Annotated in this window: 14 protein-coding genes; 9 read left to right on the top strand and 5 right to left on the bottom strand. The window is 67.1% G+C overall.

Going from position 1 to position 14,673, the window contains the following annotated elements; all coding sequences use genetic code 11:
* Positions 1-227: 227 nt before the first annotated feature.
* Positions 228-2,969 carry a DNA polymerase I gene (polA, locus tag ACZ54P_RS39090; protein ID WP_465466655.1) on the bottom strand — a complete coding sequence of 914 codons (2,742 nt, stop codon included), beginning with the start codon at positions 2,967-2,969 and terminating at the stop codon, positions 228-230.
* 131 nt (positions 2,970-3,100) lie between these two features.
* On the opposite strand from polA, the gene ACZ54P_RS39085 reads away from it, so the two are divergent.
* Together ACZ54P_RS39085 and ACZ54P_RS39080 are read left to right on the top strand one after the other, a co-directional pair.
* On the top strand, positions 3,101-3,529 hold the full coding sequence (locus ACZ54P_RS39085) for a PaaI family thioesterase (RefSeq protein ID WP_465466654.1): 429 nt from the start codon (positions 3,101-3,103) through the stop codon (positions 3,527-3,529).
* A gap of 495 nt (positions 3,530-4,024) precedes the next feature.
* Positions 4,025-4,993 (top strand): LysR family transcriptional regulator, encoded by a 969-nt coding sequence (locus tag ACZ54P_RS39080; RefSeq protein WP_465466653.1) that lies wholly within the window; start codon positions 4,025-4,027, stop codon positions 4,991-4,993.
* Here the strand turns inward: ACZ54P_RS39080 and ACZ54P_RS39075 are convergent.
* Both ACZ54P_RS39075 and ACZ54P_RS39070 read right to left on the bottom strand, forming a co-directional pair.
* A complete protein-coding gene (locus ACZ54P_RS39075) occupies positions 4,959-5,771 on the bottom strand; it encodes an alpha/beta hydrolase family protein (RefSeq protein WP_465466652.1) in 813 nt (270 codons plus the stop codon). The genes ACZ54P_RS39080 and ACZ54P_RS39075 overlap by 35 nt on opposite strands.
* Positions 5,772-6,209: 438 nt before the next feature.
* On the bottom strand, positions 6,210-6,353 hold the full coding sequence (locus ACZ54P_RS39070) for a hypothetical protein (protein ID WP_005159379.1): 144 nt from the start codon (positions 6,351-6,353) through the stop codon (positions 6,210-6,212).
* On the opposite strand from ACZ54P_RS39070, the gene ACZ54P_RS39065 reads away from it, so the two are divergent.
* The 5 genes from ACZ54P_RS39065 to ACZ54P_RS39045 all read left to right on the top strand — a co-directional run bounded on the left by ACZ54P_RS39065 (position 6,352) and on the right by ACZ54P_RS39045 (position 11,081).
* A complete protein-coding gene (locus tag ACZ54P_RS39065; protein WP_465466651.1) occupies positions 6,352-7,389 on the top strand; it encodes a branched-chain amino acid ABC transporter substrate-binding protein in 1,038 nt (345 codons plus the stop codon). The two genes, ACZ54P_RS39070 and ACZ54P_RS39065, sit on opposite strands and share 2 nt — an antisense overlap.
* A 111-nt stretch (positions 7,390-7,500) precedes the next feature.
* Positions 7,501-8,472, top strand: coding sequence for a branched-chain amino acid ABC transporter permease (locus tag ACZ54P_RS39060; protein ID WP_465466650.1), 972 nt, complete (start codon positions 7,501-7,503; stop codon positions 8,470-8,472).
* Positions 8,469-9,608 carry a branched-chain amino acid ABC transporter permease gene (locus tag ACZ54P_RS39055; RefSeq protein WP_465466649.1) on the top strand — a complete coding sequence of 380 codons (1,140 nt, stop codon included), beginning with the start codon at positions 8,469-8,471 and terminating at the stop codon, positions 9,606-9,608. The genes ACZ54P_RS39060 and ACZ54P_RS39055 overlap by 4 nt, the downstream gene beginning before the upstream one ends.
* On the top strand, positions 9,605-10,378 hold the full coding sequence (locus ACZ54P_RS39050) for an ABC transporter ATP-binding protein (protein WP_465466648.1): 774 nt from the start codon (positions 9,605-9,607) through the stop codon (positions 10,376-10,378). The genes ACZ54P_RS39055 and ACZ54P_RS39050 overlap by 4 nt, the downstream gene beginning before the upstream one ends.
* On the top strand, positions 10,368-11,081 hold the full coding sequence (locus ACZ54P_RS39045) for an ABC transporter ATP-binding protein (protein ID WP_465466647.1): 714 nt from the start codon (positions 10,368-10,370) through the stop codon (positions 11,079-11,081). The genes ACZ54P_RS39050 and ACZ54P_RS39045 overlap by 11 nt, the downstream gene beginning before the upstream one ends.
* Positions 11,082-11,198: 117 nt before the next feature.
* Here ACZ54P_RS39045 and ACZ54P_RS39040 read toward each other — a convergent pair whose 3' ends face one another.
* Positions 11,199-11,732: a DUF4352 domain-containing protein gene (locus ACZ54P_RS39040; RefSeq protein WP_465466646.1), complete on the bottom strand. Its 534-nt coding sequence runs from the start codon at positions 11,730-11,732 to the stop codon at positions 11,199-11,201.
* Between the two features lie 152 nt (positions 11,733-11,884).
* On the opposite strand from ACZ54P_RS39040, the gene ACZ54P_RS39035 reads away from it, so the two are divergent.
* On the top strand, positions 11,885-12,706 hold the full coding sequence (locus ACZ54P_RS39035; protein ID WP_465466645.1) for a LysR family transcriptional regulator: 822 nt from the start codon (positions 11,885-11,887) through the stop codon (positions 12,704-12,706).
* Between the two features lie 141 nt (positions 12,707-12,847).
* Positions 12,848-13,150, top strand: a complete 303-nt coding sequence (locus tag ACZ54P_RS39030; RefSeq protein ID WP_465466644.1) for a DUF6506 family protein — start codon at positions 12,848-12,850, stop codon at positions 13,148-13,150.
* Between the two features lie 95 nt (positions 13,151-13,245).
* Here the strand turns inward: ACZ54P_RS39030 and ACZ54P_RS39025 are convergent, their stop codons facing one another.
* On the bottom strand, positions 13,246-14,637 hold the full coding sequence (locus tag ACZ54P_RS39025; RefSeq protein ID WP_465466643.1) for an amidase: 1,392 nt from the start codon (positions 14,635-14,637) through the stop codon (positions 13,246-13,248).
* Between the last annotated feature and the right edge of the window lie 36 nt (positions 14,638-14,673).

Raw genomic sequence — 14,673 nt, 5'->3', positions numbered from 1 at the left:
TGATGGCCCCCTTCCTTGCGCCTGGCGCAAGGAAGGGGGCCATCATGTACCGGGGAAGGTGTGGTCGAGTTTGCTCAGCTGAGCCGAGGGAAGGGGTCCGTCACGCACCGCCGCGTGGCTGGTGGTGCTGCTGAGGGTCTTACGGCCAGCCGCTGCCCGCTCCCGTCAACTCCACCACGACACGTTTTGACTTACCCCTCAACAACCGTCATCACCACTCACGAGGGCTAGTGCGCGGCGTCGTTCCAGGACCGGCCGTACCCGACGGAGACCTCGAGCGGCACCGCCAGCTCGTAGGCCGAGCCCATTCCCTGGCGCACCAAGGCTTCCAGCTGCTCGCGCTCGCCGTCGGCGACTTCGAGGACGAGTTCGTCGTGCACCTGCAGCAGCACGCGGCTCTTCAGCTTCGCCTCGGTCAGCGCGCGATGCACGTTGAGCATCGCGACCTTGATGATGTCGGCCGCGCTGCCCTGGATGGGCGCGTTGAGCGCCATCCGCTCGGCCATCTCGCGGCGCTGGCGGTTGTCGCTGTTGAGGTCAGGCAAATAGCGGCGGCGGCCGAAGATCGTTTCCGTGTAACCGACCTTCGCCGCGTCGCCCACGACCGAATGAAGGTAATCGCGCACGCCGCCGAAGCGGGAGAAGTACGCCTCCATCTGTTCTTTGGCCTCTTCGGTCGAGATCCGCAGCTGCTGCGAAAGACCGTACGCCGAAAGCCCGTACGCCAGGCCGTACGACATCGCCTTGACCCGGAACCGCAGTTCCGGCGTGATCTCCTCCGGCGGCAGCGAGAACGCGCGCGACGCCACGAACGTGTGCAGATCCTCGCCGCTGTTGAAGGCCTGGATCAGTCCTTCGTCCTTCGAGAGGTGCGCCATGATCCGCATCTCGATCTGGCTGTAGTCCGCCGTCATCAGCTCGGCGTACCCGTCGCCGACGACGAACGCGTCGCGGATGCGGCGGCCTTCCTCGGTGCGGATCGGGATGTTCTGCAGGTTCGGGTCGACCGAGGAGAGCCGTCCGGTGGCGGCGATCGTCTGCAGCAGCGTGGTGTGGATGCGGCCGTCGTCGGCGATCGCCTTGATCAGGCCCTCGACCGTGGTGCGCAGCCGGGTCGCGTCCCGGTGCTCCAGCAGATGCTGCAGGAACGGATGCTCGGTCTTCTCGAACAGGCTCTGCAACGCCTCGGCGTCGGTGGTGTAGCCGGTCTTGGTGCGCTTGGTCTTCGGCATGCCCAGCTCGTCGAACAGGATCACCTGCAGCTGCTTCGGCGAACCGAGGTTGACCTGCTTGCCGATGACCGCGTACGCCTCCTCCGCGGCCTGGGTGACCCGGCTGAGGTAGTGCGCTTCCAGATCCGTCAGGTGCTCGATGTCGACCGCGATACCGGCCGCTTCGAGACCGGTGATCACCTGCAGCAGCGGCAGTTCCAGCTCGGCGAGCAGCTGTGCGCCGCCCAGTTCGCCGAGTTCCCCGGTCAGCGCGCCCGCCAGTTCGGCGACCGCGCGGGCCTTGACCAGCTCGGCCTGGATCTCCTTCTGCTCCATGTCCTCGGCGCCACCGTCGAGCAGCGACAGCTGCCCGTCGCCGGTGTCGGCCTCGGAACGCAGCTCGCGGTGCAGGTAGCGCAGTACCAGGTCGTCCAGCTCGAACGTGCGCTGGCCGGGACGGACCAGGTACGCCGCGAGAGCGGTGTCCATGACGAGCCCGGCGAACGCCCAGCCGCGCGCGCGGACGGCGTGCAGCGGGATCTTGAGCTCGTGGCCGATCTTCTGGATCTTCTCGTCGGCGAGCCAGGCGGTGAGCGCCTTGTCGTCCTCGGCGTCCATCGCGGTGACGTCGACGTACGCGCCTTCGCCGTCCGGCGCCGCGAAGGTGATCGCCTTCAGGTCGGAGCGGACCGAGGCCCCCGTGGTGCGGAACGCCAGGCCCACCGGCTCGTCCTGACCGGTGTGCGCGGAGAGCCAGTCCGTCAGAGCGCCCGGAGCGAGCTTCGCGCCACTGACCTCGAAGCCCTCCTCGGCCTCGGGCTCGGCGCTCTGCAGGGTCGCGAAGAGGCGGTCACGCAGGACGCGGAACTCAAGCTCGTCGAAGAGCGCGTGCACGGCCTCGCGGTCCCAGGGGCGCAGTTCGAGCGCGGACGGGCCGAGCTCCAGCTCGACGTCGCGGATCAGCTCGGTGAGCTGGCGGTTCAGCATGACCGCGCCGAGGTGCTCGCGCAGCGCGTCACCCACCTTGCCCTTGACCTCGTCGACCCGGTCGATCAGGTCGTTGAAGGAGCCGAACTGCCTGATCCACTTGGCCGCCGTCTTCTCGCCGACGCCGGGGATGCTGGGCAGGTTGTCCGAGGGGTCGCCACGCAGCGCGGCGAAGTCCGGGTACTGCGCCGGGGTGAGGCCGTACTTCTCCTCGACCGCCTCCGGGGTGAACCGGGTCATCTCCGACACGCCGCGCTTCGGGTACAGCACGGTGACCTGGTCGGTCACCAGCTGGAGCGCGTCACGGTCGCCCGTACAGATGAGGACGTCGAAGCCTTCGGCGGTCGCCTGTGTCGTGAGCGTGGCGATGATGTCGTCGGCTTCGTAGTTCTCCTTGGTCAGCGCCGGGATGCCGAGGACCTTCAGCACGTCCTCGACCAGGCCGACCTGGCCCTTGAACTCGTCCGGCGTGGCGCTGCGGTTGGCCTTGTACTCCTTGAACGTCTCGGAGCGGAAGGTCTTGCGGGAGAGGTCGAACGCCACCGCGAGGTGGGTCGGCGCCTCGTCGCGCAGCAGGTTGATGAGCATCGAGGTGAACCCGAACACCGCGTTGGTCGTCTGCCCGGTCTTCGTCTTGAAGTTCTCCGCGGGCAGGGCGAAAAAGGCGCGATACGCCATCGAATGGCCGTCGATGAGCAGCAGTTTGGGCCGCTCGGCCTGTGCGGTGGCGGGTGTGGCTTTGGCAACGGTCGTGTTCTCACTCGGGCTCACGAGAGCGAGTCTAGGGTGAGGGTCTGACAGTCCTACCTGTCGTGTCGGTTGCGGGCTGTCGGCGGAGCTGCCCGCCAGGCCGGAGGCCCCGCGATCGGGGTGGCGGGTTCACGAATGTTAAGGAGCTTTGCGTGACCGATCAAGCCCTCGAATCCTTCGCCGGGATCGACCCGGCCTTCGCCGGCCAACAGCTCAACGACAAGCTCGGGCTCGAGATCAGCGAACTCGGTCCCGAACGCGTCGTGGGCAGCATCCCGGTAGAGGGCAACCTCCAGCCGTACGGCCTGCTCCACGGCGGCGCGAACGCCGTCGTCGCCGAGGCGCTCGGATCGCTGGTCGCCGCGCTCAACGCGGGCACCGACAAGGCGACCCTGGGCCTCGAACTCTCGTGCACCCACCATCGGGCGGTCCGCTCCGGCCGGGTGACCGGAGTCGCGACGCCGGTGCACGTCGGGCGAGGGACCATCACCGCGGAGATCGTGCTGACCGACGACGAGGGGCGTCGGTCGTGCACCGCGCGGCTGACCTGCATCGTGCGGGAGCGGCCGCCGGGCACCTGAGCACCGGTCCAGGGTGTGCAATGAGCCTTTTCCATCCTGAGGTTCAGAGGGTGTGGGGGCGTGAGTGGCGCCATTCACGAGCAGATCTTACCTCGCAGGTAGTCGACTGTGCGGTAAGACCTGGCCGGGGTGTCCTTCGCCCTTCCGTAAGGCGGCTGGAGGGTTTGACCCGGTCGGGTCGGGGTGGCGATGTGGGGATCGGGACAGTGAGTGTCCCGATTCCCACATCGTCGTGAGGTTGCCCCGGCCCGATGTTGATCAACGTCGTGCCGCTCGGGCCCCCGCGGCTGACACAGCCGAGTGGGGAGGATTCCGGCCGTTGGACGGCCGGAATCCTCCCCACTCGGACGTAGCGGCACCAAGGCGAGGTCAGGTTCCAGCAGGTCAGCAAGTACCGGTCCGCCAGAACCGTCATCACCACTCACGCCCCCCACACCCTCGAAACCTCAGGATGGAAAGGCCCCTTCATTGCACGACACGGGAGCAGGAGCGGGCGTGGACCTCGACACGGCTCAGGTGCGGGCGTTCGTCGCGACCGCCGACCACGGGCATTTCGGTCGCGCGGCCGAATCCCTGTTCCTCACCCAGCAGGCGCTGTCGAAGCGGATCCGGAAACTCGAGGCCACCCTGTCGGTCCAGCTCTTCCGGCGCACCAACCGATCCGTCGAACTGACTCCCGACGGTGACCGCCTTCTCCCGCACGCGCGCGAGCTGCTCCGCGCCTCGGACGCCGCCGTCGCCGCGATGGGGTTGCGGGACCGCCCGCCACGGCTCGACGTCATCGACCCGCGCCTGTCGCCCCTGTTCCTGCTGCGGCGCATCGCCGAACGCGATCCCGAGCTGGCCGTCGAACGCGTCGCCGGACGCGGGCTGGCCAACGCCCTCGACCCGCTGGTCCGTGGCGAGATCGACCTCGCCTTCGGCCGCGTCGCCGACCTCGGCCGCGAAGTACCCGCGGAACTCGATCATCGGCTCGTCCGACTGGAACCGCTGGTCGCCCTTCTCGCGCCGGAACACCCACTCGCGGACAACGATGTCCTGAAAATGTCCGATCTCCGGAGTGAGGGCATCTGGATCCCGCAATTGGCAGGCCCGGTCGAATGGCTTTCTTATTTGCAACGCCTATGCAAAGAATTCGGCGTCCCGATCGACGATTCAGGGGTCAGTTACGACCTCAGGCACACCCTGGAACAAACCCGTTACGGGAAGCGACGGGTAACGCTCGCCGGTGCCGACATGGATCTCGCCTCCGACCTCAATCTGCGGGTCCTGCCCTTCGAGCCTTCGCCCTTGTTCCCGTGGTCGATGGTGTGGCGGCGCGGTGAAGGCCCGGCCCTGCGGCGCCTGCTGGCGCTCGCGGGCCGGACCGGTCACGAAGAGGGTTGGTGCGCCTACGATCCCGAGCGGTCCTGGCTGCCAGACGACGACCTCAGACAGCTAAGTGCCGGGCGAACCAGCGGGTGAGTTCGGCGTCGACGAGCCGGGCGTGCGCGGTCTGTGGTGCCGGTTCGAAGCCCGGCGCCTCCGCGAATTCGTGCGCCATCCCGGGAATGGTGACGAGTTCGGATCGCCGCTCCCCCAGCGCCTTGTGCAGCGCTTCGGCCGGTTCGGTGATCGAGACGTCGTCCTCCTCGCCGACGACGAGCAGCACCGGCGCGCCCAGTTCTTCCGCCCGCCGCACGTAGTCGTACTCGTCCGTCACCGCGCGGGACCGGTCCGACCAGCGGTAGGTGACGTCGTAGACGCGCTCGTTCGCGGCGATCACCGGAGCAAGCTGGATCACCGGGTTCACCAGCGCGGCCGCGGCCACTTCGAACTCGGGGTGCGTCAACAGCTGCAGCGCGACCGCGCCGCCTTGCGAACCACCGACCAACCCGATCGGGCCGTCCTCAATGGACAAACGAGAGCACAGTTCCGCCAGCGCCGCCGGGAACTCCGCCTCGACCTGCCGGGTGAGCGGTTCGACGACGTTGAGCACGTTGTCCTCGCTCGCCAGGCGGAAGAAACCCTCGAAACCGCCTTCCGGGAAGCGTTTGCCGGTCAGCGGCAACCCGAGGTGCACCCGCCACGCGTGCAGCTCCCGCATCGGCAGCGCCGCCGCCATCGCCGCCTCGCTGAACGGCGCGCCCAGCAGATGCCAGGTCAGCACCAGCGGCGCCGGACGCTTTCCGTCCGACGGCGGCACCGCCACGAACGGGACTCCCGCGGCCATGCCTTCGATCGTTTCGACGCTCATCTTCATGCTCTCCCAGTCCTCGTTTCCGGCTCTGGGTACAGCCAATCCCCTGGCCAGGGCCGGAATCCAACAGCCGTTCGGATCTCGGTGACAACCGGCGGTTGTCAAGCCCGAAGGAGAAGAGGGCACCGTTGACGCCCTTTGGGGCAGCATTGTTACGGCGAACGGACGCCCACGAAGGTGGTGAAAAAGCCCAAGATACGCGCCTGAAACATGATCATTACCCACGAGCATGATCGACGTGGTAACGGTGAATCCCCAGCGTGACCAGCGGAGACTCGCCAACCGGCAACATTCGCCTTTTCGTGCAATTCGTTCTGGTTTCGACCGTCACGATGTGGACACAGAGTGATGGGCGCCTGTGCAGATCATGGCGTAGGGGGATATCTTCCTGCCCTAACCTAGCCCCTGTGTCGGGGGCAACGCCTACCGGCGGCTGGTTGGTCATGGGAGGTAGTCGGTGTCAGGAGTGCGTTTTGGACGGGTATTCGCCGTCGCGGCGGCTGCATCGCTTGCGCTGGCAGGCTGCGCTGGCGGCAGCAGCTCGTCCGGCAGCGGTGACAGCAGCACGCTGAAGATCGGGTTCATGGGTGACCTCACCGGTGAGAACTCCGGGATCGTGATCCCGCCCCGCAACGGCGCCAAGCTCGCTATCGACGAGTACAACAAGACGAACCCGGCGACGAAGCTGGAACTCAAGGAGTACGACAGCCAGGGCAAGCCCGAGCAGGCGACGTCGCTGATCGCGACCGCCGTCGGCCAGGACAAGATCACCGCGCTGATCGGCCCGGCCTTCTCCGGTGAGTCGAAGGCCATCGGCGGTCAGCTGGAGCAGAACAAGATCCCGAGCGTCTCGCCCTCGGCGACGGGCCCGGGCCTGGCCGCCAACGGCTGGAAGTACTGGCACCGTGTCGTCGCGAACGACAACGACCAGGGCCCGGCGATCGCGAACTTCCTCATCACGGCGAAGTCGCCCAAGAAGGCCTACGTCATCTCGGACGACCAGGAATACAGCGTCGGCCTCGCGGACGCCTTCGAGAAGACCTTCAAGGAAAAGAACGTCCCGGTCGATCGCGACAAGTTCGCCAAGGACGCGTCGGACTACTCCTCGACCGTGCAGAAGGTCAAGGCCGCCAACCCGGACGTCATCCTCTTCGGTGGCTACTACGCCCAGGGCAGCCGTCTGCTCAAGCAGCTTCGTGACAGCCAGGTGACCGCGACCTTCGCCACCGGCGACGGTTCGCTCGACGCCCAGCTCGTGAGCGGCGCGGGCACCGCCGCCGCGGAGAAGGCCGTCATCGGCTGCCCCTGCAACATCAAGGACGCCGGCACGGGCGACGAGTTCGTCACCAAGTACAAGGCCGCGTACAACGCCGACCCGGCGATCTACGCGACCGAGGGCTACGACGCCGCGACCGCCATCATCAACGCGGTCAAGGCCGGCAACACCACTTCGGAGAAGATCAACGAGTTCCTGAAGACGGTCGACTTCAAGGGTGTCTCGAAGCAGATCAAGTTCAAGGAGAACGGCGAGCCGCAGACGAACGCGATCTACGTCTACCAGGTCACCAACGGCGCCATCAAGAACCTCGGCGCCTCGACCGAAGCCAAGCTCAACGGCTGACGGAGCAGGTAGGAACACGTAACGGAGGCGGGGGCGCTGTGCGAACACAGCACCCCCGCTTCCCGCAAATGTGGCGAAAGAATCCGCCCCGTCCCGTAAGGCATCCACGTCATGCTTCAAGATCTGCAAGCCCAGTTCCTCGGTAGCACCATCGGCGGACTGGTCGCCGGAAGCATCTACGCCCTCATCGCCCTCGGCTACACAATGGTCTACGGCGTGCTCCGGCTCATCAACTTCGCACATTCCGAGATTTTCATGATCGGGACGATCACGTCCCTGTTCGTCCTGATCAGCATCGCGGGCGGCACCGCCCCGATCACGCTCGGCGTGTTCGGGATGATCGCCGTACTGCTGCTGATCATCATCGCTTCGGCCGCCGTGTCCGGCGGCGCAGCGGTGTTGCTGGAGCAAGTGGCGTACCGGCCACTCCGCAAGAAGGGCGCGACCCGCCTGGCCGCCCTGATCTCCGCCATCGGCGCCTCGCTGTTCCTGCAGGAGCTGTTCGGCCTCGAGGTCATCGAATGGATCACGGACAAATCCGGCCGGGTGCAACAGAACGCGCCACGGTTCATCCCGCACGAGGAGCTCTTCCGCATCGGCAACGGTGTCGTGCGCACGGACCACGTGTTCGTCATCGTCGGTGCCGTGATCATGATGGTGGTCCTCGACCAGCTGGTCAGCCGCACCCGCATCGGCCGGGGTATCCGCGCCACGGCGCAGGATCCCGAAGCCGCCGTGCTGATGGGTGTCAGCATCGACAAGATCGTGCGTCTCACCTTCCTGCTCGGTGGCGCGATGGCCGGTGTGGCAGCGGCGCTGTACGTCATGGAGTACGAGAACACCGATTACCGGATCGGGTTCCTCCTCGGCATCAAGGCGTTCACCGCGGCCGTGCTGGGAGGTATCGGCAACCTGCGCGGCGCTCTGCTCGGTGGCATCGTGCTCGGTCTGGTGGAGAACTGGAGTTCGATCTTCTTCGGTTCACAATGGAAGGACGTCACCGCCTTCGTGGTACTGGTGCTGGTCCTGATGTTCCGTCCCACCGGCATTCTCGGTGAATCGCTGCAGCGGGCACGCGCATGAAGGGCAACGAAGAAGTGGCTGAAAAGTCCTCAGAGAACGGAAAGTCCGCGCGCGCCGGCTTTCACCCCATCGACGGGATGCGGGATTGGTGGGCCGTTGCTCCGCATTGGCAGCGGTATGGCGTTTACCTCGCCCTGATCATCGGGGCGCTGATTCTTCCCGCGCCCGCGATCGGTTCCATCATGTCTCCGGACGCGGACTGGACGACGGTGCTGATCTTCCCGGTCGGGGTCTACATCCTGCTGGCGATCGGCCTGAACATCGTCGTCGGTCACGCGGGCATGCTCGACCTCGGTTTCGTCGCGTTCTTCGCGATCGGCGCCTACACACTCGCCGTGATGGGCACCACGTACGGTTGGGGATTCTGGGCCTGCCTCGTGCTGGGCATCTTCCTCGCGGCGATGTCGGGGGTGATCCTCGGTGCTCCGACGCTCCGGCTACGCGGTGACTATCTGGCCATCGTGACCCTCGGCTTCGGTGAGATCGTCCGGATCACCGCGACGAACACCGACGCCATCGGTGGCGCCCGCGGGATCACCAACGTCCCGCACCCGGAGCCGATGTTCGGTACCGAGTTCCTGCTCGACCCGGCGCCGTACTACTACCTGATCCTGGCCGCGATCGTCGTCGCGATCGTCTTCTCGGTGCGGCTGCACCGAAGCCGGGTCGGCCGGGCGTGGGCGGCGATCCGCGAGGACGAGGACGCCGCCGAACTGATGGGCGTCCCGACCTTCAAGTTCAAGCTGCTCGCGTTCGCCATCGGCGCCATGATCGGTGGGATGGCCGGTGTGGTCTACGCCAGCAAGGCCGTCTTCATCGAACCGAACAACTTCCCGTTCATCCTGTCGGCGACCATTCTCGCGGCCGTGGTGCTCGGCGGCGCGGGAAACCTGCCCGGCGTGATCCTGGGCGCGTTCCTCGTGGCTTGGCTGCCGGAGCGGTTCCGGTTCCTGTCGGAGTACCGCATCCTGATCTTCGGCGGCGTGCTGGTGCTGATGATGGCGCTGCGGCCGGAGGGTCTGCTGCCGTCGCGGCAACGCAAAGCGGAACTACACGAAGGAACGGGCGGAATGGGTGCCATGGGCGCCGAAGTCGCGGGTCCGGATTCCGAGGCTTCGGCGGAGGTGACGAAATGAGCGCGTTGCTCGAATTCGACAACGTGACGATGCGCTTCGGCGGCGTCACGGCCCTGAAGGAAGTCAACCTCACCATCAACCAAGGTGAGATCTTCGCCCTGATCGGCCCGAACGGCGCGGGCAAGACCACGGTCTTCAACGTGGTCACCGGCGTCTACCAGCCGACCGAAGGCCAGGTGCGCTTCAACGGCGGCCAGGTCAGCGGGATGAAGCGATTCAAGATCAACCAGGCCGGGATCGCCCGCACGTTCCAGAACATCCGGCTGTTCCACAACATGTCGGCGCTCGAGAACGTGATGGTCGGTGCCGACTCGCACCACAAGACCGGGGCGATTTCGGCGACGCTGGGTCTGCCCGTGCACCGCAAGGAAGAAAAGCGGGGCCGCGAGCTGGCGAGGGAACTGCTGGACTTCGTCGGGATCGGCCGGGTCGAGAACAACACCGCGAAGAACCTCTCCTACGGCGACCAGCGCCGTCTGGAGATCGCGCGTGCGCTCGCGACCGACCCGAAGCTGCTGCTGCTGGACGAGCCCGCCGCCGGGATGAACCCGGCGGAGAAGAACTCGCTGCAGCAGCTGATCCGCAAGATCCGTGACGACGGCCGGACCGTGCTGCTCATCGAGCACGACATGAGTCTGGTCATGCACATCAGCGACCGGCTGGCCGTGCTCGACTTCGGCCAGAAGATCGCAGAAGGGCTCCCCCACGAGGTGCAGAACAACCAAAAGGTGATCGAGGCTTACCTGGGGGTGGCGGAAGATGCTTCTTGAGGTCCAGGACATCAACGTCCACTACGGGAAGATCGCCGCGCTCAAGGGAATGACCATCGAGGTCGGCGAGGGCGAGATCGTTTCGCTCATCGGGGCCAACGGTGCCGGCAAGACCACGACGCTGAAGACGATCTCGGGGCTGCGTCCGCTGACCAGTGGCCGGATCCTCTTCGACGGCAAGGACATCTCGAAGACTCCCGGGCACAAGCGGGTCGAACTCGGGATCGGCCAGTCACCGGAAGGCCGGGGCGTGTTCCCCGGTATGACGGTGCAGGAAAACCTTCTGATGGGTGCCTACACCCGCAAGGACGACCTGAAGGCCGACCTCGACGAGGTCTACGAGCTGTTCCCGCGGCTGAACGAACGCAAGAGCCAGTTCGGCGGCACGATGTCCGGTGGCGAGCAGCAGATGATCGCCATCGGCCGCGCGCTGATGACCAAACCCAAGGTGCTGCTGCTCGACGAGCCGTCCATGGGTCTGGCGCCGATGCTGATCGCGCAGATCTTCGACATCATCCGCGAGATCAACAAGCGCGGGACCACGGTCCTGCTGGTGGAGCAGAACGCGCAGCAGGCGCTGAAGCTCTCCGACCGCGCGTACGTGCTGGAGACCGGTCAAGTGGTCAAGAGCGCCCGCGGTGCCGAGCTGCTGGACGACCCGCAGGTGCGGGCCGCCTATCTCGGTGGTGACCTCGGCGTCTGACGCCTTTCGGGAAGGGCCCCGTCGCGGTTCGCGGCGGGGCCCTTTTCTTCGTGAGAAGGAAATCGAGGCGTGGATGTCCGGTGGCCATGCCCCGGAGCATCGCGTTTGACCTACCCCTCATCCCAGCTTGACGTCGGTGCCGGTGAGGTTCTTCATATCGGTCAGCGTGGGACCGCCGAAAGCCCGTAGCACCACGGGTTTCGCCTCCTTGGGGAGGTCGAAGTAGAGGTCGAACTCGACCCGGACGCCGCGCCCGAGCTCGAACTTGTCCGGCTGCCGTTTGATCGTCATCGCCTGGTTGTCGACCGCGATGACCGCACCGGAATCGGTGACGAGTTGCTGGCGCCGCGTATCGAAGAGAATGCCGGACAGTCCTTTTCCGGTCACCACCAGGCGGAGCCGGACGAACTGTCCCTTGGCCTCGAATTCGGCGTGGCTGCCGGTGATGCTGGGGAGCCCGGCGGCCAGTCCGATCACCGAGAACTCGGTCTCGCCGTTCGTCGCCGGTGGCAGGTGCAGGGCGGTCTCGTCCGGCCGGACCTCCCGGGCGGGCAGGTCGTAGACGGGTTTGACGGGCGGCTGCTCATGCTCGGCTGAGCATCCCGTGAGCAGGGCCAGGACCGAAGCCGCCGCTGTCAGGCACTTTCTCATCGGACGACCTCCACAGTCCAGTACGGCCACCCGCCGACATCCGGCAGGCGCACCGGGACGCCACGTTCGTACCGCTGGGGTCCGAGAGCCGTCGGGGTGGACCGTGACGACGGTATTCCCGCCGCCATTCTCCTACGGGTTACTGTGCGGCTGTGGAGTTACGACGTCTTCGATATCTGTGTGCCGTGGCGGAGGAAGGGCATCTCACCCGCGCGGCGGAGCGTCTCGGCATTCGCGCGTCGTCGCTCAGCCAGCAGATCATCGCGCTGGAACGGGAACTGGACGCGACCTTGTTCGTCCGGACCCCAGCGGGGATGACGTCCACCGCCGCCGCGCTGGCGCTGCTCCCCCACGCTCGGCGGATCCTGGAGGAGGCCGAACTCGGCGCGCGGGCCGTCCGCGACACCGTGCGCCGGCCGCTCCGCATCGGCGTGACGCCGGGCGCGCCGCCGTCCGTCCTCGCGACCCTGTACGCCGAAGCGGTGGAGATCGACGACCTGTCCGCCGCGCGGCAGCTCGACCTTCTCCGTCGCGGCGCGCTCGACGCCGGGCTGCTCGCCCTGCCGGAAGACGTGGACGGTCTCCACGTCACCGTCGTGAGCGAGAGGCCGTTGGGCGCGCTCGTCTCCGAAGCTCACTCCCTGGCCCGGCTCGACGAAGTGGGCTGGGACGATCTCACCGGGCTGGACCTCCTTCTGTACGAACGAAACCTGGCTCCCGGCTACCACGACCGGCTGCTCGCGGACTGCGCGGCGGCGGGCTGGCGGCCGGCACACGTGCGCGCCGGGCCGCCTCGGCGATCGCTGTTCGTCGCCGAGTTGCGGCACGGCGGCGACGTCGTCGCCTTGCGTCCCCGGGAGGAACCGGCCGAAGGCCTGCGCTGGTTGCCGCTGCGGGAGGCACCGATCGTCCGGCACGCGCTCGTGTGGGATCCGGCGCACGAGTCTTCGGAGCGGATCGCGGCGCTGGTATGACAGCGCCCACATCGGATTCCCACGCTGCCCGCCCGGCCTCCCCTCTTCGGTGATCCCGAACGGCCGTACGGATCCGCCTCGTGGACGGCGCACCGCGTTTCGCGATTACCTCACGGTGTTCGAGAACGAAGGAGAATCGTCATGCGACAGTGGGGTTTCGTGTACATGGCCGATGGCTGCGACCCGGCGCGGGACGTGTCCCGTGTGGACAGTGGGGAATGTCTGACGGTGCTGATCGGGGTCGGCCGCGTGGACCAGGTCGTCGCCGCGGCCCGGCGGCTGGTCGACGAAGGGGCGCAGCTGATCGAGCTGTGCGGCGCGTTCGGTCCCGTGTGGACGGCGCGGGTGATCGACGCGGTGGGAAGCGAGGTCCCGGTCGGGAGCGTCATGTACGGCGCCGAGGCCACCGAGCAGCTTCACGACCTGTTCGGTCTCGGGGCCTGACATGCCGTTGGCCGAAGCCGGCCAGGCCGAGGCCGAACGAACGCGCCATCGCCGCGCTGTGGACACCAGTGGCCGCTTGATCGTTTCGAGGGGAATCATCGTGGTTCCCGGACGGGGCCGAAGGTCCCGAAGCGGGCTTCGAGTTCGCCGGCGGCGGCCAGGCAGACATCCTCGCGGTGGCGCGGTCCGATCAGCTGCACACCGAGCGGCTGGCCGTCGTCGATTCCGGTGGGTACGGCGACCGCGGGAACCCCGACACAGGTGGTGGCGGTGCACAACCGCATGCCGAACATGACCCGCAGACCCTGCTCCGGGTCGAACGGGTCGGCGTCGAAGGGGCGCCAGGTCGAAACCGGGCCGAGAATCACCGGATATCGCTCAGCGAAGGCCGCCCATTCGCGCATCACGCCGAAGCGGGTGGCGGTCGCGTCCAGATAGTCGTCGAGTGTCGCTTCAGGACGCTGAGCGAACGAGAGTTCCATGTGCTGCGCCGATTCTTCGGTGAGCAGCGGCCGGATCGACGGCCAGCGACGGCTGAACTCCGCGGTGATCAGCGTGCCGTAGGAGGTCAGCGCGTCCGCCAGTCGCGGCGGTTCGGCTTCCTCGACCTCGTAACCCGCTTCGGCCAGTGCGGCGGCGGCTTTGTCGATCTCGGCCCGGATCCGCGGGTCGACACCGAGTCCGGCGGGGTCCGCGCAGACGGCGACCCGGCGCGGCACCGCCGGAAGCCGCCCGCCGTACGGAATGGCCCGGGGATCGGCCGGATCGGTGCCCGCGAGCACGTCGAAGGCCAGCGCGAGGTCCTCGACGGTCCGGGCGATGGGACCGTCGACCGGGAACAGCTGCGAGGCGAGCGTCGGATCGGACCCGCCGATCCGGTGGTCCGTCGCGACCCGCCCGTACGAAGGCTTCAGCGCGGTCAGGCCGCAGAACAAGGCGGGTAACCGGACCGAGCCTCCGGAGTCGTTGCCGAGGCCGATCGACGCCATACCCGAGGCCACCGCGGCCGCGTCGCCACCACTGCTCCCACCGGGGGTCCGGATCGCACCCCAGGGATTGACGGTCTCGCCGAACAACTGGCTCACCGTGACATTGCCCGCCAGCGTCAGGTCCGGCATGTTGGCGTGCCCGAGTGGAATCGCGCCCGCCGCGCGCAACCGCCGGACCGGGGGTGCGTCCGCGCTCGCCACGGCGTCCTTGAACCGCGGGACGCCATGGGTCGTCGGATGTCCGGCGACGTCGATGTTCTCCTTCACCGTCACCGGGACCCCCGCGAGCGGACCGGGATCCACGCCGTCGCGGACCAGCGCGTCGATCCGATCGGCTTCGCTCGCCGCCTCGTCGAATTCGGCCGTCACGGCGTTGACCAGCGGATTGACCTCGGCGATACGGGTCGCGTGGACCTCCAGAACCACGCGGGCCGACACCTTTCCGCCGCGCACCGCGTCGGCGATCTTCGCCGCGGACCACGTCCAGATCTCGCTCATGGCAGCGAATATACACACCTGTATCCGAATTCAGAT

It is taken from the genome of Amycolatopsis sp. NPDC034160, from assembly GCF_055575355.1.
This window is presented reverse-complemented; position numbering and strand designations above follow the sequence as displayed.